22 protein-coding genes and 2 pseudogenes are annotated in these 24936 nt (G+C 64.0%); 10 read left to right on the top strand and 14 right to left on the bottom strand.

Going from position 1 to position 24936, the window contains the following annotated elements; all coding sequences use genetic code 11:
* Positions 1-11: 11 nt before the first annotated feature.
* Positions 12-1067 carry a GlxA family transcriptional regulator gene (locus OIE68_RS13215; protein WP_327099669.1) on the bottom strand — a complete coding sequence of 352 codons (1056 nt, stop codon included), beginning with the start codon at positions 1065-1067 and terminating at the stop codon, positions 12-14.
* 419 nt (positions 1068-1486) lie between these two features.
* Here OIE68_RS13215 and OIE68_RS13220 point away from each other — a divergent pair, with 419 nt between their 5' ends.
* The 5 genes from OIE68_RS13220 (at position 1487) to OIE68_RS13240 (ending at position 4919) form a co-directional block, all read left to right on the top strand.
* On the top strand, positions 1487-2014 hold the full coding sequence (locus OIE68_RS13220; protein ID WP_327099670.1) for a DUF1097 domain-containing protein: 528 nt from the start codon (positions 1487-1489) through the stop codon (positions 2012-2014).
* The gene (gene nthB, locus OIE68_RS13225) at positions 2014-2766 is read left to right on the top strand and encodes a nitrile hydratase subunit beta (RefSeq protein WP_327099671.1); all 753 of its coding nucleotides are present in this window, start codon (positions 2014-2016) and stop codon (positions 2764-2766) included. The genes OIE68_RS13220 and nthB overlap by 1 nt, the downstream gene beginning before the upstream one ends.
* On the top strand, positions 2763-3386 hold the full coding sequence (gene nthA / locus OIE68_RS13230; protein ID WP_327099672.1) for a nitrile hydratase subunit alpha: 624 nt from the start codon (positions 2763-2765) through the stop codon (positions 3384-3386). Before nthB ends, nthA begins: the two co-directional genes overlap by 4 nt.
* 26 nt (positions 3387-3412) lie before the next feature.
* On the top strand, positions 3413-3715 hold the full coding sequence (locus tag OIE68_RS13235) for a nitrile hydratase accessory protein (protein WP_327099673.1): 303 nt from the start codon (positions 3413-3415) through the stop codon (positions 3713-3715).
* A gap of 112 nt (positions 3716-3827) precedes the next feature.
* Positions 3828-4919 carry a HoxN/HupN/NixA family nickel/cobalt transporter gene (locus OIE68_RS13240; protein WP_327099674.1) on the top strand — a complete coding sequence of 364 codons (1092 nt, stop codon included), beginning with the start codon at positions 3828-3830 and terminating at the stop codon, positions 4917-4919.
* Here OIE68_RS13240 and OIE68_RS13245 read toward each other — a convergent pair.
* From OIE68_RS13245 to OIE68_RS13275, 7 genes are all read right to left on the bottom strand, one after another.
* Complete coding sequence (locus tag OIE68_RS13245) at positions 4916-5935, bottom strand: sensor histidine kinase (RefSeq protein WP_327099675.1); 1020 nt, start codon at positions 5933-5935, stop codon at positions 4916-4918. The two genes, OIE68_RS13240 and OIE68_RS13245, sit on opposite strands and share 4 nt — an antisense overlap.
* A 97-nt stretch (positions 5936-6032) precedes the next feature.
* Complete coding sequence (locus OIE68_RS13250) at positions 6033-7604, bottom strand: cation acetate symporter (RefSeq protein ID WP_327099676.1); 1572 nt, start codon at positions 7602-7604, stop codon at positions 6033-6035.
* Positions 7538-7930 carry a hypothetical protein gene (locus tag OIE68_RS13255; RefSeq protein ID WP_327099677.1) on the bottom strand — a complete coding sequence of 131 codons (393 nt, stop codon included), beginning with the start codon at positions 7928-7930 and terminating at the stop codon, positions 7538-7540. The genes OIE68_RS13250 and OIE68_RS13255 overlap by 67 nt, the downstream gene beginning before the upstream one ends.
* A complete protein-coding gene (locus OIE68_RS13260; RefSeq protein WP_327099678.1) occupies positions 7927-8655 on the bottom strand; it encodes a LytR/AlgR family response regulator transcription factor in 729 nt (242 codons plus the stop codon). The genes OIE68_RS13255 and OIE68_RS13260 overlap by 4 nt, the downstream gene beginning before the upstream one ends.
* A gap of 4 nt (positions 8656-8659) precedes the next feature.
* Complete coding sequence (locus OIE68_RS13265) at positions 8660-10198, bottom strand: amidase (protein ID WP_327099679.1); 1539 nt, start codon at positions 10196-10198, stop codon at positions 8660-8662.
* A 41-nt stretch (positions 10199-10239) separates the two neighbouring features.
* On the bottom strand, positions 10240-11856 hold the full coding sequence (locus OIE68_RS13270; protein ID WP_327099680.1) for a cation acetate symporter: 1617 nt from the start codon (positions 11854-11856) through the stop codon (positions 10240-10242).
* Positions 11853-12524, bottom strand: coding sequence for a DUF485 domain-containing protein (locus OIE68_RS13275; protein ID WP_327099681.1), 672 nt, complete (start codon positions 12522-12524; stop codon positions 11853-11855). Before OIE68_RS13275 ends, OIE68_RS13270 begins: the two co-directional genes overlap by 4 nt.
* 83 nt (positions 12525-12607) lie before the next feature.
* On the opposite strand from OIE68_RS13275, the pseudogene OIE68_RS13280 reads away from it, so the two are divergent.
* Together OIE68_RS13280 and OIE68_RS13285 are read left to right on the top strand one after the other, a co-directional pair.
* Positions 12608-13280: pseudogene (locus tag OIE68_RS13280) on the top strand (PLP-dependent transferase).
* A 279-nt stretch (positions 13281-13559) separates the two neighbouring features.
* Positions 13560-13928, top strand: a pseudogene (locus OIE68_RS13285) (tyrosine-type recombinase/integrase); the annotation flags it as partial.
* 137 nt (positions 13929-14065) lie between these two features.
* On the opposite strand, the gene OIE68_RS13290 reads toward OIE68_RS13285, so the two are convergent.
* Both OIE68_RS13290 and OIE68_RS13295 read right to left on the bottom strand, forming a co-directional pair.
* Positions 14066-15667, bottom strand: coding sequence for a long-chain-fatty-acid--CoA ligase (locus OIE68_RS13290; protein ID WP_327099682.1), 1602 nt, complete (start codon positions 15665-15667; stop codon positions 14066-14068).
* A 158-nt stretch (positions 15668-15825) separates the two neighbouring features.
* Positions 15826-16992 (bottom strand): serine hydrolase domain-containing protein, encoded by a 1167-nt coding sequence (locus OIE68_RS13295; protein ID WP_327099683.1) that lies wholly within the window; start codon positions 16990-16992, stop codon positions 15826-15828.
* A gap of 629 nt (positions 16993-17621) precedes the next feature.
* Between OIE68_RS13295 and OIE68_RS13300 the strand changes: the two genes are divergently transcribed.
* On the top strand, positions 17622-18458 hold the full coding sequence (locus tag OIE68_RS13300) for an enoyl-CoA hydratase/isomerase family protein (RefSeq protein WP_327099684.1): 837 nt from the start codon (positions 17622-17624) through the stop codon (positions 18456-18458).
* 118 nt (positions 18459-18576) lie between these two features.
* Positions 18577-19146, top strand: coding sequence for a TetR/AcrR family transcriptional regulator (locus OIE68_RS13305; RefSeq protein WP_327099685.1), 570 nt, complete (start codon positions 18577-18579; stop codon positions 19144-19146).
* A 203-nt stretch (positions 19147-19349) separates the two neighbouring features.
* On the opposite strand, the gene OIE68_RS13310 is transcribed toward OIE68_RS13305, so the two are convergent.
* The 3 genes from OIE68_RS13310 to OIE68_RS13320 all read right to left on the bottom strand — a co-directional run bounded on the left by OIE68_RS13310 (position 19350) and on the right by OIE68_RS13320 (position 21769).
* Positions 19350-20186 (bottom strand): hypothetical protein, encoded by an 837-nt coding sequence (locus OIE68_RS13310; RefSeq protein WP_327099686.1) that lies wholly within the window; start codon positions 20184-20186, stop codon positions 19350-19352.
* Positions 20187-20257: 71 nt separating this feature from the next.
* Positions 20258-21160: a helix-turn-helix transcriptional regulator gene (locus OIE68_RS13315; protein ID WP_327099687.1), complete on the bottom strand. Its 903-nt coding sequence runs from the start codon at positions 21158-21160 to the stop codon at positions 20258-20260.
* Positions 21161-21214: 54 nt separating this feature from the next.
* Positions 21215-21769 carry a hemerythrin domain-containing protein gene (locus OIE68_RS13320; RefSeq protein ID WP_327099688.1) on the bottom strand — a complete coding sequence of 185 codons (555 nt, stop codon included), beginning with the start codon at positions 21767-21769 and terminating at the stop codon, positions 21215-21217.
* A gap of 119 nt (positions 21770-21888) precedes the next feature.
* Between OIE68_RS13320 and OIE68_RS13325 the strand changes: the two genes are divergently transcribed.
* Positions 21889-23349, top strand: a complete 1461-nt coding sequence (locus OIE68_RS13325) for an ornithine decarboxylase (protein WP_327099689.1) — start codon at positions 21889-21891, stop codon at positions 23347-23349.
* 9 nt (positions 23350-23358) lie between these two features.
* Here OIE68_RS13325 and OIE68_RS13330 read toward each other — a convergent pair whose 3' ends face one another.
* A complete protein-coding gene (locus tag OIE68_RS13330) occupies positions 23359-24828 on the bottom strand; it encodes a bifunctional phosphatase PAP2/diacylglycerol kinase family protein (protein ID WP_327099690.1) in 1470 nt (489 codons plus the stop codon).
* Positions 24829-24936: the final 108 nt, after the last annotated feature.

Raw genomic sequence — 24936 nt, forward strand, 5'->3', positions numbered from 1 at the left:
CCACCGAACGTCTACTCGGACTTCGAAACTTCCGGATCGATACCAGTGGTACGGAATCGGCCGCGATAGCCGCCCGGTGAGACACCGAGGTGGCGGCGGAAGACCCGCCGCATCGTCTCCGCCGAGCCGAATCCGGCCTGGCGCGCCACGGAGTCCTGGCTGCCGTCAGTGGTCACCATCAGCCGCTTAGCTGCCTCCAGCCTGGTCAGCTCCACATAACGCGCCGGCGTCGTACCCACCTCGTCGTGGAACAGCCGAGCGAGGTGACGCTCACTCATAGCCGCGCGGGCGGCCATCGCGGCGGTGGAATGGTCGGCGGCCGGATCGAGGACCACCGCGTCGAGAAGCTGGCGCAGACCACGAGTGGTCGTGACACCCGCCTCCGACCAGACGCTGAACTGTGCCTGCCCGCCTGGACGCTGCAAAAATACGACCATCCACCGGGCAACCCTCCGGGCGATATCGGTGCCGTAGTCATTCTCCACGATCGCGAGTGCCATATCGGTGCCCGCGCTGATGCCAGCACCAGTGATAAAGGGCCCGTCCTGCACGAACAACGCGTCCGGTTCCACCACGACGCGGGGGTAGTCGCGGGCGAGTTGCGCGCAATGTGCCCAGTGCGTGGTCGCGCGACGCCCGTCCAGCATCCCCAGTGCGGCCAGCAGGAACGCGCCCGTGCACACCGAGGCGATCCGTAGCGCTCGGGGTGCCAGTTCGCGAACCATCGCGAGTGCCTCGGGGACGGTGTCTGGCGTGAGTTCCTCGGGTATGTCGTGCGCTGCGGCCGTGAAGGCGAAGTCGGCCGGCACCCCGCCCGGCACCAGCAACGTGTCGATGGCAGCGGGTGCGTCGGCTACCGAGATGTCGGCGCTGAGCCGGGTGAAAGCGGTCGTTCCGACCGGCTGCCCGGTCGGCGAGGCGAGCAGCACCCGGTAGCGGGCTCCGAAGTCGTTGGCGCGGGCAAAGATCTCCAGTGGCGCCGCCACGTCCTGCAACGTCACCTTGTCGTACAGCGCGAACACAACTGTCCGTTCGGTCTTCGCGGCAGCGATGGGCCGACTCAGCAACCTGGTCTCCTCACTTCTTGTCCGAAATCGTGGCTCGCCTGTCTGCCACAGCCCTTGGCCGCAGCTGCGCCAGAGCCGAAAATTGCAACCGAATAGATCGACTCGAATTGCGAACTCCGGACCATCAGACTACCGGGGATCTAATTGAATTCTGACCTGCACACTAATCGACCGAAAGCCCCGGCGCCACTCGGCCGTCAGCGCAGAACCAGTTGAATAACAGCCGCCCGTCGAGCCTGATCAGCAGGCCTCGCGGCGGCTTTTTGTGCTCAATATCGAATTCGCACTAACTAAGTCTTTGAAACAATTCTTTCAATCACAGTTAACTGCCGCGAAATAATTCGACCGGAGTCTATTCATACCCAACAACATTACGTCCGCCTCTTTTGTGCGGCTCCAAAGGAAGCTCATAAATCATCATGCGACAATTAGATGCCCTGTCGATCAGTATCGGCGTGCTCGGGGGGACCGCTACGCTGATCACCGCAACCGTCCTGACCGTTCCGGTCTGGGTAATCTTCATCGCCTGGGCCTCTTTCTTCATTCTCGGGGCAGGTACCGCTGGCCTGAAGAAGTCGATCGCCTCGAACCTGGTCGGCATCGCCATCGCCTCACTCACACTGCTGGCCATCCACGCACTGGGTGGCGGCACCGCCGTCGCCGCGATCGCGGTCGGCGTCGGCAGCGCCGCAATGGTGCAGGCATCCAAGATCGAGCTGTTGTCGAAACTCCCCGCCATAGTGTGGGGCTTCGCTTCCACCGTAGGCACGGTGGCTGCCACCGGCTACGGAATCACCACCGCATCCATCAGCAACCCGGCACTCGTCACGGCGCTGGCCATGGTCCTCGGGGCGCTTTTCGGCATCGCCTCGGAGTACTGGGGAGCCGCCATGACGGCACACCCAGCCAGCGGACCGGTCGCCGAGGTACTACCGGAAGGGCAGTAATGAAACTCCAACACCACCTGGGCGGACTGGAAAACCTCGGCCCGGTCCAGTACGAACCTCGCGTCTTCGTCGAGGAATGGGAGAAACGGATCTTCGGCATCCACGTGGCCATGATGGGATTGAGCAACCATCTGGGCGATGCCGGGCCCAAGTACCCGATCACCGAGGTTCCCACCACCTTCTCCTCCACTTGGACCTGGGCGGACCTGCGCAAGGGCGCCGAAGCGATGCACCCCTTCGCCTACTTCCAGTACCGCTACTACGAGAAGTGGCTCGGCGGGATCAGCGGATTCTTCGTCTCCCAGGGTTACATCACCAATGAGGAACTCGAGGCGAAGACCGCCGAATACCTGAAGAACCCGGCCCTGCCGACCACCGAAGGCGGGAACCAGCGGATCGACGACCAGGTCATCCGGTATCTGCACGAAGGCGACTCCCCTCGCCAAGGGCCGGCGCGGTCCCCGGACTTCGCCGTCGGTGACCGAGTGACCGTCAAGAATGTGCCGCCGACCGATCACACCCGACTTCCGGGCAACCTGCGCGGGCGCTCCGGCACGGTCCAGCGCGTCTTCGAAGGCAATTACGGCTACTTCTGCTCCACCGGCCCAGACGGTATCGGGGAGCCCATGCCGGTTTACATCGTGCGTTTCGAACCCACCGATATCTGGGGCGAACTCGCCGAACCAGGAGCCGTCCTCTACGGCGAGCTCTACCAGGCCTACCTCACACCCGCGACCGAGGACCAACAATGACAATGCAGTTCGGCTACCCCGACAACCGTGAAGCCGCCAATGCGGCCCGCGTCCGCGCACTCGAATCCCTTCTCATCGAGAAGCGGGTGATGACCGACTCCACCGTCGACAAGGTGCTCGGATACTTCGAGACCGATATGACGCCTCTCAACGGCGCCACCATCGTGGCGCACGCGTGGACCGATCCCGAATTCGCGCAACGACTCGTCGACAACACCCCGGCGGCCATCTCCGAACTCGACCTCCCCGTTGGCATGGACGGCGCCGAGGGCGAACACCTGCAGGCCGTGGCCAATACCCCAGGCGTGCACAACCTGGTCATCTGCACCCTGTGCTCGTGCTTCCCATGGCCGGTCCTCGGCCTGCCGCCGTACTGGTACAAGGATCCGACCTTCCGCGCCCGCGCTGCCCGCGAACCCCGCGTGGTGCTGCGGGAACTCGGCCTTGATCTGGATCCGTCGGTCGAACTCCGGGTGTGGGACAGCAGCGGTCACTCGCGCTGGTTTGTGATTCCGGAGCGGCCCGCGGGAACCGAGGGCCTGAGCGAGAAGGAGCTCGCCGCCCTCGTCACGACCGAATCCATGATCGGCATCGCCGAAGTTCCTGCTCCCGCCGCCTGACCACCTACAAACTTAGGGAGACCGTCATGGAGTCATCCACGACTACCACACCCCTGCACGAATCCTGCGTCACCGACGCGGACGCGCCCACCTTCGACGCCGAATGGGAACGCCGCGCGTTCGGCGTCGCCGTCGCCCTGTCGGAATTCGGGCACTATCCCTGGGATGCTTTCCAACAGCGGCTCATCTCCGAGATCGGGTTCTGGGAAACCACGCCCGAACCGGGGGACTGGCAGTACTACGACCACTGGCTCGCCGCGCTCGAGCGTGTACTCGTGGACCACGGCCTGGTGTCCGAGGACGAATTACGCGCCCGCCTCGGGGCGTAGCCCCGCAATCCCGCCACCACCGTATCCGCAGCGTTCCGGCGCTGCGGATACGGCAATACCCGCACACCGCTCACGTCGGCATCGTCGGTGCCGCCCTGCCAAGGACACCCGCTTGACCACCACGACCCTCATGTCCACCGGCCGCTGGACTCACGGTGAACGGCTGCGCATCACCGGCATCGTCGGTGTCATCACCGCGCTGCACATCATCGGCTGGAGTCTCTACATCTTCTACGCTAGCGGCCCGGCGGGCGCCGGCGCCTTCGCCGGAGCCGGAACCCTCGCCTACACCCTCGGCATTCGGCACGCCTTCGACGCGGACCATATCGCGGCCATCGACGACACCACGAGACTGATGATGCACCGCGGACGCCGACCGATCGGCGTCGGCTTCTTCTTCGCCATGGGCCATTCCACCGTGGTCCTCGTCCTGGCATTCATCGTCGCACTCGCCGCAGGTGCTGCCGGATCCGGTGTCGACACCTTCCGCCATATCGGCGGAGTAGTCTCTCAGCTGGTCTCCATCGTGTTCTTGCTGCTCGTCGCCGTGTTGAATGTGCTTGTGCTGACCGGCATCATCGGTCTGTGGCGACGCATGACCGCAGGGCGGTTGGACCACCACGAACTCGAACTACAGCTGCTGAACCGGGGCCTGCTCAACCGCGTTCTCGGCCGTCGAGCCCGAGAACTTGTCCGGTCTTCGTGGCATATGTATCCGATCGGGATCCTGTTCGGCCTCGGCCTGGAGACCGCCAGCGAGGTCACCCTGCTCGCATTGTCAGCCAGCACCGCATCTCACGGACCCGATATCCCCATGCTGGCGGTACTGTCGCTCCCCTTGCTCTTCGCCGCGGGCATGAGCGCGTTCGATACCGCCGACAGCATGCTGATGACGCGCCTCTACTCCTGGGCCCATCGCATCCCGGCCAGGCGGCTCTACTACAACATCGCCACCACCGGAATGACCGTGGCCGTCGCCGCCTTCATCGCCAGTGTCTACGTCGCCGGGCTGATCGCCGACGGCACCGGGGACGGCGGCCTCTTGGCCGCCTACGGTTCTCTCTCGGACCACTTCGAGATGCTCGGCTACATCGTCGTCGCGATCTTCGCGGTTTCGTGGCTCGCCGCAGCCGCCATCTGGCATTTTCGCGGACTGGGCGACAGGTACGACGACCGTCAGGGGAACCGCGACCCCGCACACTAGAACTCACGGTCGAGGGCGAACTTCGGGACTCGGACCGTGATCAGCGTGCCTTCGCCTGGAGCCGTTTCCACGACGAGACCGAAGGCGCTCCCGTAGATCTGCCGCAGGCGCACATCGACATTCCGCAGTCCGACATGCACGCTTTCCAGCTCTCCGGCTAGCACAGCGCGAACACGATCCGGGTTCATGCCGATCCCATCGTCTTCGACCGTGATGATCGTCAGAACACCCTCATCATGCGCCGTGAGTGACACCGAGCCGCGACCGCCACCCGACTCGATTCCGTGGCGAACCGCGTTCTCTATCAACGGTTGAATGCTCAGATGAGGGATCCTGGTAGCCAGGGATTCCGGGCTGGCCTCGATGTGCACGGTGAGACGCTCGCCGTAGCGCGCGCGCTCGAGCAGCAGGTAGCTCTCGATGGCGTGGAGTTCGTCCGCGAAAGTGGTGAACGTACCGCGTTCTCCGTACCAGTACCGCGTGAAGCTCGCGAACTCGGTGATCAGAGCGCGGGCTCGCTCGGGGTCGGTGATGGTGAACGAGGCGATCACGTTGAGCGCGTTGTAAATAAAGTGGGGTCGAATCTGCGCTTTGAGCGCCAGCAGCTGAGCGTGGGTCGTCGACGCACGCGCTGCACCGAGTTCGTGTGCGGCGAGCTGGGTTTCCACACAACGCGCGATGTCCTGGACCGTTCGGATCACGCTCTTGTCGACTGCCGGATGCGTGACGAGCAACGCCCCTACCGTCACGCCTTCGACGACAAGGCCGACTCCGATAAGACCAGGACGGATTTCGGAAGCATCCCCATCGAGGACGCTCGGATCCCCTGTCGCTTCCTCGATGAGGCCGAGTTCGTCACCTCGGATGGCGCGCGTGCCCAAGCGTCCGATCAAGCCTACCCCGGTCCAACCGAGGAACTGGCGGATTCGGTCGAGCGAGTCCAGGGCGGCGCGACTGTCGATCCCTTCGGAAAATCCGGATATAGCCCGGACCAGCTCCATATCGGGAGCAGACACCGCTACTCGCCGTGCATGACGATTGGCCACCAATATGCCTAGCCCGGCCCCGCCGGCAATGCCGACGATGGCAATCAGGAGTATGAGCGAACCTGTTTCAATCGACGTCATAGCGATACTCCGACACGTCTGTTCGCGATCGTGAATACTCCGGGCTGTGCAGCTGAGCGAGGAATCGTTCGCCCGCATCGGACCGGTGGGAGCTCGCGACCTGTAGCTGAGACACGGCCAGCATCACCACGAAGGCAAGGGGCGCGCTCCACCCACCAGGTTGAGCCATTAGATCTCCCGCTACACCGGCCGGTCGGCCGAGCGCGTAGTGGCCGATCGCGGCGCCGACAACAGCGGCGCCGCCGACCAGCATGCCCGCGGCAACGCCCGCGGAGGTAACCGCACGTGACCAGATCGCCAGAACAAGCATTGGAAAGAGCGTGGAGGCCGACAACGCGAAGACATATCCGACTGTCTCCGTCAGTCGAGAGGAACTAGTCACAAGCGCGATGACGAGTGTCATTACGGTGGCGGCGATTGCGGCGCGACGGAATCCGCGCACGTCCGCGCCGAACACGTCCTGGCTGACCACGCCTGCCATCGTGACGATCAGGCCCGATGATGTGGCGAGGAAGGTGCTGAATGCCCCAGCGGCGACGATCGCGGTGAGCACCTCGCCCAGCGTTCCGCCGACGATCGCACCGGGCAGTCGGAGCACGAGCGTATCCGTCCGGTCACCGGCGGTGGCGTCCGACGCGAACCACCGACCCAGGACACCGTAGGCGAGCGGCAGGAGGTAGAACGTGCCGACCAGCACCACGACGATCGCCAGTGTGCGCTGCGCGGTACGACTGTCGCGGCTTGTGCATAGCCGGACGAGAACGTGTGGCAGACCTGCTGTACCGAGTAGCACCGATGCTAGTAGTGAGATCGACCAGTATGCGCTGTGGGCCGGCTCGTCGATGACCCTGTGCATGGCCGACGAATCGGATGCGGTGCCACGGCGCAGCACAATGACGATCATGAAGATCAAGGGGATCAACAGACTAACGACTTTGAACCCATACTGAACACCTTGTGCGAGCGTGATCGAGCGCATCCCGCCCGCCGCGACGGTGGCGGCGACCACGGTCGCCACCACTACCGGGCCGATCCAGCCCGGGACGCCACCGACCGATCGCGCGATCAGCGCGGCGGCATGGAGTTGGGGGACTATATAGATACTGCAAATCAGTACGACCACGACAGAAGTAATATGCCGCACCCGCATCGAGTCGAAACGGGCCTGAGCGAAATCCGATACCGTGTATGCGTTCGACCGCCGCAGCGAAGAAGCGACGAATATCAGCATCACCAGAAATCCGGCCGTATAACCGCTTACCAATAACAGCGCTTCACCGGAGCTGTCGAGCATCAAACCGGCGATCCCGAAAAAGCTGGCTGCCGCAAGAAACTCACCACTTATCGCTGATGCATTCCACCATGGTCGCACCGATCGCGAAGCGACGAAAAAATCACTGGTCGATCGGGTGATACGTAACCCGCGCAGACCGACGACAAGGGTGCAGGCGATAACCAGCCCGATTGCGCTTGCGGTGAATACCGCCATCATCATCGATCCGTGTCTTTCGTGAACAACCAGGCATCGTCGATCCGATCGCTGGCCACCCGAAACCATCGGACGCACCCGAGCGTCGCGACGAACACTTCCGCGCACATCAGGAGGGTTCGCAGTGGAAGGCCGAGATAATCGATTCCGCGCAGCGGCGTCAGGATCGCGCTCGCGGCAAGTAATACGACGTATACGAATGCGACGGTCAGCGACAAACGCCGCCGATTGGCCAGCAGCTTCAGGCCTTGCTCCTGGGACAGCGCTCCTTCGGGCGTGTCCATTCGGCGCAGGAGAGCGCCGAGGTCGATGTCGGTCTTGGTCGTCGGCGCGGTGACCCGGACCCTGCGCGTCCCTCCGAACCGAGCATGGGGCGGGCGACCGGGATCACTCATCGGCCTGACCGGATCCGATTGACCTGGAGCATGCTTCGAAGAAGTGGAACGCTCCGGCGGCTCACCGGCAGGCGGACAGGCCCGACCGTCACCGAACCCGTGACTCCCTGGAAATGCACCTGATCCACATGCCGAAGCGAAACCAGATAGGACCGGTGGATCCGCACGAAGCCGTCGCTTTCCCATTGCTCTGCGAGCGTAGACATCGGAATTCGCACCAAGTAGTCCGAATCCGCAGTGAAGAGACGTACATAATCCCCTGATGCCTCCGCGTACCGCACCTCCTCCAGCTTGATCATGCGGCTGAAACTCCCCTGATCCACGGTGACGAGCTGCGGATCCGGCGACAGCGGGGCGCGGGATCCCGCCAACCTGCCCACCGTCTCGGCGAGTCGCCGTTCGGACACCGGCTTTAGTAGATAGTCGGCGGCCTTCAACTCGAACGCCTTGACGGCCAGGGTGTCGTCTGCCGTCACGAACACCACCGCGGGCGGCTCGGTGAACCGGTTCAGGACCCGCGCCAGATCCAGACCGGTCAGAGACGGCATATGGATGTCGAGGAATATCGCGTCCACGTGGTGTTCCTGCAGCACTCGGAGAGCTTCGTTCACGGAGGTCGCGGAGAAGATTCGTCCGATCCGGCCATCGCGATCGAGGAAATGGACCATCGCGTCGACCGCGGGCTTTTCGTCATCGACAACCAGAACATCGAGCAGGCCGATCATGAGCTCAGGATATGTCCGTCGCCATGTGTATGGGTGTCCGAATCACGGCCGCACCCCGATCACGATTCTTGCGGTCGTAGATCGCATTCCACGGTCGGACCTTTTCGAATGCCGCACTGGCCTCGATAACGTCGAGATCTCCGTGCGGGCGTCCGGTGATCTGGATCCCCATGGGCAATCCGGATGTCATGATGATCGGCACCGATGCGCTGGGGTTGCCTGTGAAATTGGTCAGGTATGCCATACACCACCCGATAAGTGGGTCGACCGGCTGTCCTTCGATCTCCGATGGCCCCTGGGTGAATCCGTCCAGCGCGTTGGGCACCGGGGGGTGCGCGACAGTCGGGGCGATGAGCAGGTCAATTGACTGGAATGCGCGTTCGAAGGCGCCGAAAACTCCGGAGCGGACGGTCTGGTCCCGCACCAACTCTCGAACTGTCATCGAACCGACGACGTCCACCCACCGCATCATGAGGTCGGGCAGTTCCTCAGGGCACTGGGTTCGTACGTCGATTCCGCGCGCCGCCAAGGCATCGATGATCGAGCAAGTACCGATTGCGGTCAAGCGGCTCCACACATCGCTCAACTGTGCCTGTGTGTAGGGCAGTTGAAGGTCGACTTCGACGACCTTTGCGCCGAGACTGCCCAGCACGGACACGGCTCGATCGAATCCTTCGCGGATTTCGGCGTGGACCGGATAGATCCCGTAGTCCACTGTCACGCCTATTCGCACCCCGTCCAGGCCAGTGGTGCGGCCTCTGTCGTGGGCCGCCAGGAAATCGAGTCGGCCCGGGAGGGCGGCTGGATCTCCGCTGTCGTAACCCTGCAGGGTCGCCATTACGAGCGCCGCGTCTTCCACCGTTCGAGTTATCGGTCCCTCGAAGAAGTACGGACTGGGCCCGAAGTAGTTCGGGCGCGCCGGGAACGGCGCTCGTCCCGGGGTGGGCTGGAAACCGTACGCACCGCACCACGCGGACGGGATCCGGATCGAACCGCCGACATCTGTGGCGCCGGCAACCGGGACGTATCCGGCGGCCACCACGGCCGCGCTGCCGCCCGAGGACCCGCCGGCGTTCAGCCGCGGGTCGTGCGGATTGCGGCAGGGGCCGAACGCTTTGCTGTCGGTGGTGCCGCGAAACCCGAAGACCGCGCTGTTCGTGGTGCCCAGCAGGATCGCGTCCGCGGCTTCCATTCGGCGTGGATAGTTCGTCGTGTGCTGCGCGAGGTCGCCGCGCAGAACGCTCAACCCCGAGGAGTGCGGCCAGCCCTTCTTGGAACTGAACGAGTCCTTGGTGAGGGTGGGCACGCCGGCCAGTGCCCCGACCTCGTCTCCGCGGCCGATCCGATCTTGGAGCTTGCGTGCCCTCATTCGGGCCTCGTCGTACGCGGTGAAAACGACCGCGTTGATAACGGTATCGGATTCCTGGATGCGCTCAATCGCCGCCTCGACCGTGTCCGTCGCGGACACTTCCCCCTTTCGGACGAGGTCTGCGGTGCGTCGGGCGGATAGCCGTCCTAGCTCCGCGGCGTCCCGTGTGTTCATCTCGAAGACTCCATGTCGTTCGTCGGGTGATTCTCGATTGTTCAGTGCTCGACGGCCGGCTCGGCACCGATCCCTGTCAGCGAACGAACGTCCATCTCTGCTGTCTTGGCGGGATCCGCAGGGGCGTGGTCGAGGATCGAGCCGATCCAACCGAGCAAGAAGGCCAGCGGGATGGACACGATTCCCGGGTTGTTCAACGGGAAGACCGCGAAATTGACGCTGGAAAGCAAGGAGGTGGGTGTGCCGGAGGCGACCGGCGAGATGATGATCAACAGCAGCGACGACCCCAACCCGCCGTACATGCTGAGCAGGGCACCCCTGGTAGTGAAACGCTTCCAGTACAAGGAGTACAGGATCGTGGGCAGATTCGCGCTCGCCGCGATCGCGAACGCCAGCGCAATAAGGAACGCGACGTTCTGGTCTTTGGCGGCGATGCCACCGATGATGGCCGCCACCCCTATCACGATCACGGTGCAGCGAGCGGCCTTTACCTCCTTCACGGAGTCGACCTTTCCGCGGCGAATCACGTTCGCGTACACGTCATGTGCGAACGACGCCGCCGCCGTGATGGTAAGTCCAGCAACGACCGCGAGGAGCGTGGCGAACGCGACCGCAGAGATGAACCCGAGAAGCAGTGGGCCGCCGAGGTCGTACGCCAAGAGCGTGACCGCGGAATTGACGCCACCGGGGGCGGCCAGAATCCGCTTCGACCCGACGATCGCGGCGGCGCCGTAGCCGAGGACGAGCGTGAAGACATAGAACAGGCCGATCATGAAGATCGAGTACACGACCGACTTACGGGCGTCCCGAGCGGTCGGCACGGTATAGAACCGCATCAGGACGTGGGGCAGGGCGGCAGTGCCGAGGACGAGCGCGACGGCGAGGGAGATGAAGTCCACCTTCGAGGTTCCCGAGGCGCCGTACCGGTTGCCTGGCTCGAGGAGGTTGAACCCGCTTTCCTGACCCTTCACGACTGCCGCACCGAGCATGTCGGAGAAATTGAATCCGTATAGAACGAGCACCCACACGCTCATGACGCCCGCCCCGCCTATCAGCAGGACCGCTTTGATGATCTGCACCCACGTGGTGCCCTTCATCCCGCCGATCAGGACGTAGACGATCATGAGCGCACCGACGACGGCGATGACGAGACCCTGCCCGAGATCGCTGCCTATACCCAGTAGCAGCGATACCAACGCTCCTGCGCCGGCCATTTGCGCCAGGAGGTAGAAGAAGCAGACGGTCAATGTTCCGAGGGCGGCCGCAGTACGAACCGGGCGCTCACGCAGTCGGAATGACAGCACGTCGGCCATCGTGAACTTGCCGGCGTTGCGCACGAGTTCGGCCACAAGCAGCAACGCGACCAGCCACGCCACCAGAAAACCGATCGAGTAGAGGAACCCGTCGTACCCGTACACCGCGATAGCTCCGACCACGCCCATCAGCGAAGCCGCCCCGAGGTAGTCACCGCTGATCGCCAGCCCGTTCTGACCACCTGTGAACGATCGCCCACCAGCGTAGTAGTCGGCCGCCGTTCGGTTACCTCGCGAAACCCGGAGAACGATCCCGAACGACACCGCGACAAACACACCGAAGATGGCCATATTCAGGATAGGATTCACGTTCTCACCCGACGTCGCGGCCAGAATGCCGGTCATCGCACATCCTCCGCAATGTCGGAACGAACGAATGACTGCGTCGCAGGCACATAGTGGACGACTGGCAGGTCCGCTCGAAGCCGGCTGGACCGGGGGTCGAGAACACGATTCGCGTACGCCACATACGTGAGGGTGACGACGAATGTCATGATGATTTGAAGGAACCCGAGAACTAGGCCCATGGTGATATTTCCGAGAACCGTGATCGACATGAAGCTGTGCGCGAATGCGGCGAGAGTTATGTAAGCGCCGTATCCACCAAGGGCCGCCACCGTCACCGGAAAAACGAATCGGTGATGCAGGGATTTGAGCGATCTGAATTCGGGGGAATCCTGAATCTCAGCGAAATCGCAGAACCGCGACTCATGGCCGGCAGAGGCGGCGTCGAATGGTGATGACATTACGATTCCTTTTGTTGTCGACGCGGTTCGGATCCCGCACGCCGATATGTGATCCCCAACACTTCCAACACGGCCTGCGCTATGGCGCACGACACGTGATCCGTTCGGCAAAGCGGCCGACCGGCGCGCCGAGCGGATGCGATACCACGACGAGCGGGCGAGCGGCGTCGACGAGTCCGCCGCCATCTCCACCGAGACCCGACTGATGACCACCGCCGGCACGAATCGGGCGGCAGCGACTACCTCGTCGGCACTCTCGGCGTGCACCGAGAAGATCCGGTGGCCCCTGTCACGCAGACGGTGGGAACCGCGCCGACGACACCACCGGCGCGATCCGCACCCCTATCGTGATGGCGAACTCCTACCGGCTCCCACCCGACCCGACAACCCTGGACGATTCCGATCCTGACCTGCTCGTCTACACCCGTGAATCTGGCGCCAATCAACTCGGCCTGCAAACCAAGCTGGCCGCGATCGAACACGGTGAAGCGGCCGCGGTGTTCGGCACCGGGATGGCCGCCTTGCACGCCGCCTTGCGACCATGTGATCGTCTCGAACGTCGTCTACATGCGAGCCTGGGGTCTGTTCGACGCGCTGCTACCGGCCAAACTCGGTATCGAGGTTGATTTCGTCGACATCACCGACCTCGACGCCGTACGGGCGGTCGTGCGCCCCAACACCCGGCTGATTCACACCGCGGCCATCGCCAATCCTGATCTCCGCGTAGCCGAGATCGCCGCACTGGCCGAGATCGCGCACGCTGATGGTGCGCTGCTGACCGTCGACTCGACCTTCACAACCCCGCCCATGTTGCGGCGGCTGGACCTCGGCGCCGATCTGGTTGCTCACTCGTACGTACCGGGCATCGGCAACGCAGCAGGTGATGACCACGCGTGCCAGGTCGGCCTCGGTCGTATCGGGGTGTCGTTGCTCGAGATCCTTTGGGCAGATGACGAATCCGCTGATCGTCACCTCGCGGCCGTCGAGGGAATGGTTGGAATCCAGCAGCGCCCGGTTGACTAGATCCACGACCGGCGCGTTCGGTGCGGGATCGGTGGGCAGTGGTGGGAACGGCCACTGCTTCGGTGCCGCCGCAGGCGAATCGCGCGGCACGACCTGGACCGGAGAGCTGGCCACGGCGGCGCTCGCGCCGAGTGCGGGTGGGGCGATGAGCAGCAGTGCGACGGCGGGGATAAGCAGCAGCCAGTGGGAGCGGCCGCTGCCGTGCGCCACCGCGCGATACCCGACCAGGCGATCGACAACCTGTTCGCGGCGTTGCGCAGCCACCGGGATCGGGCATTGGTGGCGTTCTATCTGTCCTCAGGTGTGCGGGCTTCGGAGCTACTCGGGATGCGGTTGATCGATGTCGACGCTGGGCGTCGCACCATCAAGGTCGTCTCCAAGGGCAGTCGGGAGCTGGCCGAGGTGCCCGCTTCTGCGGATGCGTTCGCGTGGCTGGCGTTGTATCTGATGGAGGCCGCCCAACAAAGTTGGCTGGCCAATGGCCTGGTCTGGCACACGCTGCGAAGCCCGTACCGGCCGTTGAACTATCACGCGACGCGGGCGGTGCTGATGCGCGCGAACGCCCTGCTCGGCACGAATCACTCCCTGCACGATCTGCGCCACACCCCGGCGACCCGCATGGTCGATGATCCAGTGTTCACTCTCGTCGACGTGCAAACGATCCTGCGCCACGCCTCGATCTCCACCACCTTGCTCTACACCCGGCCGCGACTGGAGGACCTCATCGCCAAGGTCAGGATTGCCATCCGTCAGTTCGGCTGCACCACAGCGTCACAGACGTACCGTCAGTCTGGGAATTGCTCACGCAGAGCGGTTTTGCGAAACTTGCCGGTAGCCGTGCGCGGAATCGCGGAGACGAACTCGAATCGTTCCGGCACTTGCCATTTCGCGAAGGCGCTCAAGAGATGCTCTCGGAGTGCGGCAGGTGCGACGGTGTGCCCGATCCGGGGCACCACGACCGCAACTGGACGCTCGCCCCATCGAGGGTCGGCGACCGCAATTACCGCCGCCTCCGCTACGGCTGGGTGATTCATCAGGTGGTTTTCCAGGTCGACTGAGGAGATCCATTCGCCTCCGGATTTCACCAGGTCCTTCACCCGGTCGCAGATGCGGATACTCCCTCGTCCATCGATGCGTACGACATCACCTGTGCGAAACCAGCCATCAGCGGTGAAGCTGTCGGCACCCCTGCCGTTGTGGTAGCCCCGGGCAACCCAAGGCCCTCGTACTTCGAGTTCACCGACCGCTGTGTCGTCCCAATCGATCGGAGCGCCGGTGTCGTCGACCGCGCGGATCTCGATCAGCGGAAGAGCCCTGCCCTGCCTGGTTCTATACGCGTACCGAGCGTCGGGATCGTCATCGATCTCGAGTTCGCGCGGTAGCCGCGAAGTCGCTCCCAAGGGCGCCAGCTCCGTCATCCCCCACGCTTGAATCACTTCCAAGCCGTGCTTGTCGTAACCTTCGAGCATCGAGCGTGGAACAGCAGCTCCCCCAACGATCAGCCGGTTCAGTCGTGACAGATCCCACCGATGCGGATCCGCGTCGAGGGCGGCCAGCATGTCCATCCACACCGTGGGAACGCCAGCCGTCACGGTAACGTGCTCGCTCGCCAGCAAGTCAAGAATGTTCGCGGGATCAAGCAGAGGTCCGGGAAAGATGATCGACGCACCAACAAGTGCAGCTGCATACGGCAAGCCCCAGGCGTTTGCGTGGAACATCGGAACCACCGGAAGAACGGTGTCTTGCATCGAGATCCCGACGACGTCCGGTAACGCTGCGGCCATCGAGTGAAGGACGAGGGCGCGGTGCGAGTAGACGACGCCTTTGGGGCGTCCTGTTGTGCCTGAGGTGTAGCACATTACCGCCGCGCTACGCTCGTCGACCGCTGGCCAAACCATTGGTTCTGCTGTCGCGATGCAGGATTCGTAGGCAATCGTTCCGTCGGGAACCGGCTCGCCCGACGTGACAACGATGACATGGTTGAAGGAGTGGGTTTTGATGATGCTTGAAGCGACATCCCATAGCGATTCATCCACGACAAGTACCGAGTCGCCGGCGTCGTCAGCGATGAACGCTAGTTCGTCTGGGTGCAGTCGTGGATTGAGGGTATGCAGGGTCGCGCCCATCGCCGGCACGGCGAAGTACAACTCGAGATGTTCGGTTTGATTCCATAGCAGCGTGGCCACCAGGTCCCCCGGGGCGACTCCGAGGTCGGCGAGAGAAGTCGCAAGACATCTTGCGCGACGGGCACATTCGCCGAGATTGGACCTCACGATACGACCGTCTGGTCGGCGCATAACCACGTCAGCGTCGGTAAACAACTGCGCACGTTCGACCAAAGTGGTCAGCAATAAGGGGTGCTCGTCCATCGTGAGTGCGTTGATCATCGTCTTTTCTTCTCTCGTCAGCGGGTGACATCTATGCATCGACGACTGTGTAGAGGGAACCGGTTGCGGCGGCTGTAGTACGTCGCCACAACTACAGCGGCCGAAATCGTTTGCACTTCAGGTCTGCGTCGAGAAATGGAAGTCTCGCCGCAGTGGGTCTAGTCCAGGACGGCCGACTGAACGAGGTCGGCATAACGCTGGTGCCGTTCAGAGCTGTGCGAGTCTTCCATCAGGCCTGCGGACAGAAAGACGTAGGAGATGTCACGGGCCGGATCGACCCAAAAGCACGTGGAGCCCGAACCTACTCCACCGAACGTTCCTGGCGAAGAGAGAAGCCCGAACGCATGGACGAAGGCTGCGGGTCCTCGAACGTAGAAGCCCAGTCCCAGGTTCGCCGGAGATTCGGGCCATCCGCGCTGTTGGCGGGTGTAATCCCACATACTGTTCGGGAGATCACCTGTCGCCACGGTGGTGGCAAGCCGCAGGATTGCCGGACTCAGCACGCGGACACCGTCGAGTTCACCGCCGCGACGCAAGGCCTCGGCGAATCGGAGCCAGTCCGTCGCGGTAGTAAACGCGCCACCTGCCGGAATCTCGACCCCCTCGATCGCCGACGCGACAGCGACACCCTCCAGCATCGCGGGATCGAACAGGGCGGACCCGCGGTCACGGACGATCACGGGAACCGCCCGGTCGGCCAGGTCTGCCCGCAGCCCAGCACCGAGTGAGGTGTCGGACATGCCGAGTGGTTCGAGCAAGTCGTCGTTCAAGATTCGACCGAACGTACGGCTGCCGCCGTCCACTCGGCGCACGATCTCGGCGAGGACACTATGTCCGACCACCGCCGAATAGCTGATGGTCGTCCCGGGAACCGACTGTGGAACCATCTTGCACACAGCAGCAGTGGTCGCCTGGATGTCGCCCAATACTTCCGGTGGAAGAGGCGCGCCCAGGGGCAGCCCTGCCTTGTGCAACAGCAGATCGGCAATGGTGGTGTTGCCCTTGCCGTTTGCCGCGTATTCGGGAATGACCTCGCGGACTTGCGTAGTGAAGGAGATCTGACCGCGATCGATGAATTGGAGCACTGCGGCGTTGGTCATCGTCTTGAACATGGACAGCGTGACGAAGACCGAGTCGAGTTGTATTGGGCGCCCGGCTGCCCGGTCGGCATATCCGATCGCCTCGTGGAGAATGACCTCACCACGCCGGGCGACCAGTACCACTGCCCCGTCGTATTTCTCGGCGTCGATGTCGGACTTGATGGCCGCCGGAAGAAGCGATAGACGTTCCGCGTCGACGCCGAGTGATTGTGTGGCAGTGGTCATGTTGGACTCCTCAGTTGTTGAAATCACTGGCTCCGCAGTCCAACTCGCTTGTCCAGCTGTTGAACGTGGCCGCGATTCGTCGGCAGAATCAGGATGATGCACATCATCCTGATTGTCAATCGCCAAATGGGCTGCAACACCGACCACTTCCGGCGCACATCGCCTGACACGGCACGATCCCTTGGGCAACCGCGACACAACCCCTTGCAGGGGCAATGGCGCGGCCACATCCGGAGACGTACTCACATTCGGGTGCGGCCATAGCGAATCTCGAAGGCTCGAACAGCCCAACGACGACAACGGCGGACCTCATGCCGCCCATGCCGGCGACGTGATCAGCCCGAGCCGATTCGACCGATTTCGCTACTGGTGCGGACGGCGGCCCCGAACGGGTGGACCGGACCTACGAACACAGAAGCCGATGCGCCGAAGTGGCGAGCCTTCCTCACCATCTGCACTGATAGGCGATCCCGAATCCGCTACCCAACTCGCACGCCCGGCGGTCGAGCGGCGCCGCAGGGGCGTCCATTGACAATCAAGATGATGTGCATCATCCTGATTGCAGATCGCCACATGCGCTGCACTCCGCTTCGGGGTGCGCAGCGCCCGAGAATGAAGGAATCCTTCGGATGACCGAATCATTGACCCAGTTCACGATCACCGAGGCAGCGACGGGATATTGGAGGGTGACGTTCAACAATCCGCCAATCAACTTGTCGGATACCGACACCCTCCTCGAGCTACAGCGTGTCGTCGGTCTCATCGAGTCCGACGACACGTTGCGGGTCGTTGTGTTCGACAGTGCTGACCCCGACTTCTTCATCAATCACTACGACGTCTCCCGGTTCGCCGAATTCCCCTTGGCGCCCGGGCCGACTGGTCTGCCGACGTTCATCGACACCACGACACGGCTGGCCACCTCCCCGGTGGTAACCATCGCGTCCATTCGCGGTCGCACACGCGGCGGGGGGTCTGAGATCGCCCTGGCATGTGACATGCGTTTCGCCAGTCTGGAGCGAGCGATCTTCGCGCAGATCGAAGTCGGGGCGGGGGTCTTCCCGGGAGGTGGCGGCATCGAGCGCCTGCCTCTGCTCGTCGGACGGGCCAGGGCACTCGAAATCGTCCTCGGCAGTGACGACTTCGACGCAGCAACCGCGGAGAACTACGGCTGGGTGAACCGCGCGTTCCCCGACGACGAGCTCGACGCCTACGTCGACAACCTTGCCAGGCGCATCGCGTCGTTCGACAAGCCTGCGCTCGCTGAGGCCAAGCGGTTGATCAACCGCAACACATTGCCGTCCGCTGAGGATCTGGTGCAGACACAAGACGCATTCCTCGACGCATTCTCCTGGCCTACTGTGCAGCAGAGGGGGGCCCGAATCCGTCGTCGAGCAGGCGAAGTGGGTCCCGACTTCGAAGCACGCTTCGGCCATCACCTCGGCGAGCTTGGCGGTGACGCCAATTGACGACCCAGAGCGGCTCACCTGAGTACGGCCACAGCCATGGCGTACGTTCGGCTGCACAGGGTAAATGCTAAGTTCGCCGGCATCAGACTGATGTCGGATCAGGCTCGGAGGTCTATTCGTGGGTAGTTCGCAGGCCGACAAGGCGGCAAGCCACGACCGCATCGTCAACATCGCTGCGACCCGAATGCGCCGTAGTGGCATCAACGGCGTCGGGGTAGCAGAGGTGATGCAGGAAGCCGGCCTGACCCATGGTGGCTTCTACCGACATTTCAAGTCCCGAGAGGAATTGGTCGCTGCCGCGGTGGAGCGCGCCTTGGTCCAGGGAAGTGCGCGGACTATGGGCGCGGCCGAGGAAGGCGGCAGACGGGCGTTCGAGGCGATCGTCGACGACTACCTAAGTCATGCCCACCGCGCCCATCCCGAGGCCGGATGCGCGGTGGCCGGGTTGGCTCAAGATATTTCGCGCGCGGATGATCGAACCCGCCTGGCTTACGGTCACCAAGTCGAGCAGTATCTTGAGCTTTTCGCCGGGTTGACACCGAGTTCGGACGCCGCTGCCGATCGACGTCGCGCCTGCTTAGTGCTCAGCGCGCTGGTCGGCGCCATTGCCATGGCGCGAGCCGTCAGCGACGTCGACTTCTCCGATGACATCCTCTCCGAGACTGCGGCGGCACTCAAGGAGCTCTAGACTTGCCAAGTTCAGAGAAGGATCCAGTCGAACTTCACTTCGTAGGCCCACCGCTCATCGTCGCTGGGCAGCACCCCCGACGCTGCCAGCATCGCCGCATATCGCGGCAGTTTCGTCACCGGGACATCGCCACCATCGCCGGACCTTCCGCGAACCCCAATACTTCTGGCAAACCTGCAGCTTAACTCGCCGGTTTGGTTCGATCAGTGCTGCGGAGACCGGTTTGCGCTGGTGGTGCGGTGGCGGCGGGTGAGTTCGGCGGCGTAGGTGTCGCCGCTGGCGTCGGCGAGTTTGCCCCACCGGATCGCAGTGGTGACCGACAGTCCCAGCAGGTCGGCCAGCACTTTGGCGGGCAGGACGGCGGCGTGCTCGGCCAGGGCGGTGTTGCGTCCGGCGCGGCTGGGCACGCCGATGCGGCCAAGTCGTGCCGCCAGTGCGCTCGGGTGCATGGCGGTGCCGGGCAGCCCGGCGGGGAGCAGCCAGCGATTGTCGTCGTCGCGGTGGCCGAGCGCGGCCTTGCCCCGGCGGGTGGCGGCCAGCTCGACAAGCAGCCCGTCCAGGGGGTTCGGAACGGTCAGGGGCTGGCGGCCGAGCCGCAGCGCTACCTGGTCGCCGGTGTCGGTGACATCGGTCGTGGTGAGGCGCACGATCCGGGCGACGGTCTGGCCGTAGAGCAGGATGAGCAGGCCCGCGACGCGGTCACCGGTGGTGAGGCTGGTGTCGTGCAGCAGGCGCCGCGCGAGCTGCCAGCGGTGTTCGCCGTCGCCGAACACGATCCGGTGCTCACGCTGGGGCGGTGCCGCGATGACCAGGCGGGCGGTGTGGCCACGGGTGCCGCACCAGGTGAGGAAGTGGTGGGCGCGGCGCGGCATGTGCCCGCACCGCCGGCACCACGCATCGATGTCGGCCTGGCTGCAGGTGCGCAGGCTCCGGTCGCGGGCCTGTAGCCAGGCTATGAGTTTGACCGCGCTTTTCACCTCACCACAGATGCTGGCCACCGACGGCGGTGTCGCCGGTGACGAATGAGCCCACCTTGCCACCGACTGTATCCCCACAGACCATGACCTCGACACGATCCACACCCACGGCAGCGAACCCAACGAACCGCCCACTACCCCGCAGCAGCATGATACTGCTCGCGATGCTCGATCCAAGGCCGTTGGCGCTCTTCCTCACTCATCGCCAACAACTCACCCAACTTCACCCACGCCGCCTCATCGACCGGGGTATAGATCTGCATCCACGCATGCGGAAGCGAGGGCAGAGACATGCTCGTCAAGAACATCTCCAACTCCCCAACCGCCAAATTACGAATCTGCTTCGTCCGACTCGCCGGAACCGCAACATCATTACGAGCCCACAACGACGCGAAAGTCTCACTCTCGGCACATAATTCAGCGATGAAATCTTCCCACCCGGGATCGCCGAGGTTCTTCGCATACGAACCCCGCAGATAACCGACCATGCGCCGCAAGTCATCCCAATTGTGGTGATAGGTGTTGCAGCACTCCGGAGTCAGGAACACCCGACGGGCCACATTACGCTCGCCCTTGACGAAACCCGGGCACAATGCCTCATAGGACTTGTTGTGCGCCAACACGTCATAGCGTGGGCTGAGCACGACACCCGGCAACGGTTCCAGATGATCCAAAATCACCTGAAGCTCCTCCGGCAGAGCGGTGCCCGCGTGCGCGGTCGGCACGGTCGGCACATCCGCAAGTCGATAAAGATGCGCCTTCTCCGCAGCATCCAACGACAACGTCCGCGCAACCGAATTCAACACCTGCACACTGACATTGATATTTCTGCCTTGTTCAAGCCAGGTGTACCAGGTGATGCCGATGCCGGCGAGTTGCGCGACCTCTTCGCGGCGTAGACCGGGGGTCCGGCGGCGTGGGCCGGGTGGCAGGCCGACGTCATCGGGGGTGATCCGCGCGCGGCGGGACTTCAGGAAGGCGCCCAATTCGGCGCGGCGCGCCTTGCGTACCGCGCGAACATCAACAACATCAGCCATGCAGCGATCATCCCGGATCCCGCTAGTGGTATCCAGGTGCTATCAGTAATAGTTTCAGTGTGAGCGCATGTCGCGCAGGACGTCCCGTGCTCGGTCGAATACGGCCAGTGGCGGGCTCATCACGAGGTTCGCCAGGCCGGTCTCGCCCGCATGGGGGTGCGGCCGGGTCGGGGCGAGTCTCTCGGCGGCGCGCACCATGCCGGCCCAGCGTTCGAGTTGGTTGACCGAGAACTGTTTGAGCAGGAAGGGGAATTCCTCGGTCTCCTCATGTGCGGCGTGTGCGGAGACCTTATCGGCGAATACGGCGAGCTTCGCATCGAAATCGGGATGGTCGACGCCCATGTCGTACAGTTCGGCCAGTGCGTGCTTCACCGCGTTTTCCTCGGCCAATCTGGGGCCGATGATGTCGTCGGCGCCGAAAGCCGCGCGCCGCGCCACCGCATGCACAACCTCCTCCTCGGCGGTTTCGTGTACCGCGAGTAGGCGCACCAACTCGGTGAACAGTTCCCGCTTATCGTCCTGACCCGATTTCACCTTCTCGAGCAGGCGCCGGATCTGCTCGTGCTGGTCGGTCAGCAAATCGATCACATTCTGATCCAGCTTTCCCATCGTGCACCTCATTTCTGCGGCGGGGTACTACACATCTTCCTCCGAAGGCCGACCAGCGCGCCACGGGCAAACTCGCCACCGAACCGTTTCCTACCTGCACCCCTGGGTAGGTCGGCAATATGGACCATACCGGAGCACCTTTACTCGATGCCCTTGCCGAATACCGTGAGCTGGGCCGATACGGTTTCACCCCGCCCGGCCACCGACAGGGCCGCGGCGCGGACGAACGCGTGCGGCGCATCCTCGGCGCCGAGACATTCGGTTCGGATGTCCTCGGCAACAGTGGACTCGACGACCGCAAGGCAAGCGGTGGCTATCTGGCGCGTGCCGAGGAGTTGATGGCCGATGCGGTCGGCGCCGACTATGCGTTCTTCTCGACCTGCGGTAGTTCACTGTCGGTCAAGGCGGCGATGATGGCGGTCGCGGGCGGCTCACCGGGGCTGCTCGTGGCGCGCGACAGCCACAAGTCGATCGTCGCCGGTTTGATCTTCTCCGGTGTGCAGCCGCGCTGGATCACCCCGCGCTGGGATACCGAGCGGCACCTGTCCCATCCGCCGTCGCCCGAGCAGATCCGCGAAACCTGGGAGCGCCATCCGGATGCGGCGGGGGCCTTGATCGTCAGCCCGAGTCCGTACGGAACGTGCGCAGATATCCGGGGTATCGCCGAGGTGTGCCATGACCGCGGGAAGCCGCTCATCGTGGATGAGGCGTGGGGCGCGCATCTGCCGTTCCACGACGAATTGCCCACGTGGGCAATGGATGCGGGCGCGGATGTCTGTGTGGTCAGCGTGCACAAGATGGGCAGTGGATTCGAGCAGGGTTCGGTCTTCCACCTGCAGGGCGACCTGGTCGAACGCGAACGTCTATCGGCATGCGCCGATCTGTTGATGACCACCAGCCCGAATGTCATGGTGTATGCGGCATTGGACGGGTGGCGCCGCCAGATGGTCGAGCACGGTAACGAATTGCTCAGCGCCGCATTGAAATTGGCCGGACAACTACGCGCCGATATCGAGAACATTCCGGGATTGCACGTACTGGAGGACGAGCTGCTCGGCGCCGAGGCCTCGCACGACCTGGACCGGATGCAGGTCCTCATCGATGTCGGCGAGCTCGGGCTGTCCGGCTATCAGTGTGCCGACTGGCTGCGGGAGAACGCGCGCATCGACGTCGGACTCAGCGATCACCGCCGGATCATGGCGACACTGTCGATGGCCGATGATGAGTCCACCACCCGGCGGCTGCTCGATGCACTGCTGTCACTGAGCGCGGCGGCCCCGGAAATTCCTGCGCCGGAACCGATTCGACTTCCCGATCCGCAAGACCTCGAACTCGAAACCACGATGCTCCCCCGTGACGCGTTCTTCGGGGCCGTCGATACGGTCGAGATGAAGTCCGCTGCCGGGCGGATTGTCGCCGAGCAGCTCACACCGTATCCGCCCGGCATACCGGTCGCGGTGCCCGGGGAGCGGCTGAACGAGGCCGTGATCGACTACCTGGTCACCGGGGTTCGCGCCGGAATGATGGTGCCGGACGCCGCCGACAGTTCGATGCGGACGGTCCGGGCGGTCGCGGACTGACGCGCCGAATCAACTCGGCTCCGGCCTGCGGAACAGAGTGAGCGTCCCGGGGCGGCTGGTGAAGGTGAAGTCGTTGGCGCGGTGATCGACCTCGCCGTCGGTGGCCAGGGCGACCGGGCCACCGTCGACGTGCACGGTTAGCCGGTCGACGCGGCGGTTGACGTAGGTCGCGGAGCGGTCGAGGGTGCCGGTGAGGGTGGCCCAGATCAGGCGGGTTCGGGAAAACGGCAGGTCCGCGCGCAGATATCGGATGTCGAGGGTGCCGTGGCGCAGTGCGGGACGCGACATCGGGATCTGGTCGGCGGGGCGGTAGTGGCCGTTGCCGACGAACAGCATCCAGATCGCGGTGCGAGTACCGTCGATGGTCGTCGGTAGCGGCTGGGCCCGAAACAGTACGCGCACCATGGCGATTCCCGCGGCGGGCCATTTGCCCAGGCGCGGCTCCCAGTGTTCGCGGAAGCGGACGAAGTCGGGATAGCCGCCGAGGCTTGCGGTATTGACGAAAGTGCGCGGCGCGAGTCCGTCGGATCGCACCTCGGCGGTATCGGTTCGGACCGCGTCGCCGGATTCCAGTGCGGCCAGGGTGTGCTCGGGGTGTTCCACTCCGGTATCGCGGGCGAAATGGTTGAGGGTGCCACCGGCGAATACCGCCAGTGGCAGCCGATGTTCGACCGCCGCGGCCGCGACGGCCGAAACTGTTCCGTCCCCGCCGAATACGCCGAGTGCGGCGACATCGTGGCGGCGGGCGCGTTCGTCGAGCTGGGCGGTGAGGTCTTCGGTCACCGCCAAAACCTCAGCGGCGGGCAAGTTTTCGTGTAGTAACTGCAGTTGCTCCGAGCCGGCGCCGCCGCCCGAATCCGTATTGACCACGAGCAGCAGCCCGAATCCGTTGTGCATTGCGGTGGTTCGTTCATGCGGGCCCAATTCGGCGGGCTCATCGTCGCGCTGCGCCCACCAGCGTCGGGTACCGAGAGCGATCGCACTGCCCAATGCCGCGCCCGCGATCACATCGGAGGGCCAATGCACGCCGATGTGCACGCGCGAGTAGCCGACAGCCGCGGCTATCGGTGCGACAACGACCGCTGCGGCCGGAGATTCGAGGGCGACGCCGGTTGCGAAGGCAGCCGCGGAGGCGGAGTGGCCGGAGGGGAACGAGGAGGATACCGGCGGTTTCACCAGCCGTCGCACGAAGGGCACCGACTCGTCCGGCGGTCGGCGGCGCGGAAACAGCGGCTTCGCAATGCCGTTTGCCACCGAACTGGCCAGCGCCACCGAGAGGAGCCCGCGCACGGCCGCCCGTCGCGGTGCTCGGCCGCCCATCGACATCAGCGCCGCCACGACCAGCCACAGGCGACTGTGGTCGGCGCTCATGCTCAATGCCCGCAGGAACCGATCGGCGGGGGTCGGCCGCACCCGCGCGCTGCGCGCCACCAGCCACGCGTCCACGTGACCCGAGAGCTTCCGTGACCGCTTGCGCATGTCCACAGGCTATTCCGGCCGGGTGCGGTCAGCCACGGCAGTGCCCGCCGCAACCCTCGCTTCAGCCCGTTGAACTGCGATAACACCGATCAGCCTTGACACATATAC

Source organism: Nocardia vinacea, from assembly GCF_035920345.1.
Taxonomy (GTDB): Bacteria; Actinomycetota; Actinomycetes; order Mycobacteriales; family Mycobacteriaceae; genus Nocardia; species Nocardia vinacea_A.

Coding starts and splice junctions, on each gene's coding strand:
- nthA (WP_327099672.1), top strand. CDS start 2,763: ATGACAATGCAGTTCGGCTACCCCGACAACCGTGAAGCCGCCAATGCG.
- OIE68_RS13250 (WP_327099676.1), bottom strand. CDS start 7,604: ATGGTTTCGGGTGGCCAGCGATCGGATCGACGATGCCTGGTTGTTCAC.
- OIE68_RS13220 (WP_327099670.1), top strand. CDS start 1,487: ATGCGACAATTAGATGCCCTGTCGATCAGTATCGGCGTGCTCGGGGGG.
- OIE68_RS13325 (WP_327099689.1), top strand. CDS start 21,889: ATGGACCATACCGGAGCACCTTTACTCGATGCCCTTGCCGAATACCGT.
- OIE68_RS13320 (WP_327099688.1), bottom strand. CDS start 21,769: ATGGGAAAGCTGGATCAGAATGTGATCGATTTGCTGACCGACCAGCAC.
- OIE68_RS13270 (WP_327099680.1), bottom strand. CDS start 11,856: ATGACCGGCATTCTGGCCGCGACGTCGGGTGAGAACGTGAATCCTATC.
- OIE68_RS13255 (WP_327099677.1), bottom strand. CDS start 7,930: ATGAGTGATCCCGGTCGCCCGCCCCATGCTCGGTTCGGAGGGACGCGC.
- OIE68_RS13300 (WP_327099684.1), top strand. CDS start 17,622: ATGACCGAATCATTGACCCAGTTCACGATCACCGAGGCAGCGACGGGA.
- OIE68_RS13235 (WP_327099673.1), top strand. CDS start 3,413: ATGGAGTCATCCACGACTACCACACCCCTGCACGAATCCTGCGTCACC.
- nthB (WP_327099671.1), top strand. CDS start 2,014: ATGAAACTCCAACACCACCTGGGCGGACTGGAAAACCTCGGCCCGGTC.
- OIE68_RS13265 (WP_327099679.1), bottom strand. CDS start 10,198: ATGAACACACGGGACGCCGCGGAGCTAGGACGGCTATCCGCCCGACGC.
- OIE68_RS13315 (WP_327099687.1), bottom strand. CDS start 21,160: ATGGCTGATGTTGTTGATGTTCGCGCGGTACGCAAGGCGCGCCGCGCC.
- OIE68_RS13330 (WP_327099690.1), bottom strand. CDS start 24,828: ATGCGCAAGCGGTCACGGAAGCTCTCGGGTCACGTGGACGCGTGGCTG.
- OIE68_RS13290 (WP_327099682.1), bottom strand. CDS start 15,667: ATGATCAACGCACTCACGATGGACGAGCACCCCTTATTGCTGACCACT.
- OIE68_RS13295 (WP_327099683.1), bottom strand. CDS start 16,992: ATGACCACTGCCACACAATCACTCGGCGTCGACGCGGAACGTCTATCG.
- OIE68_RS13260 (WP_327099678.1), bottom strand. CDS start 8,655: ATGATCGGCCTGCTCGATGTTCTGGTTGTCGATGACGAAAAGCCCGCG.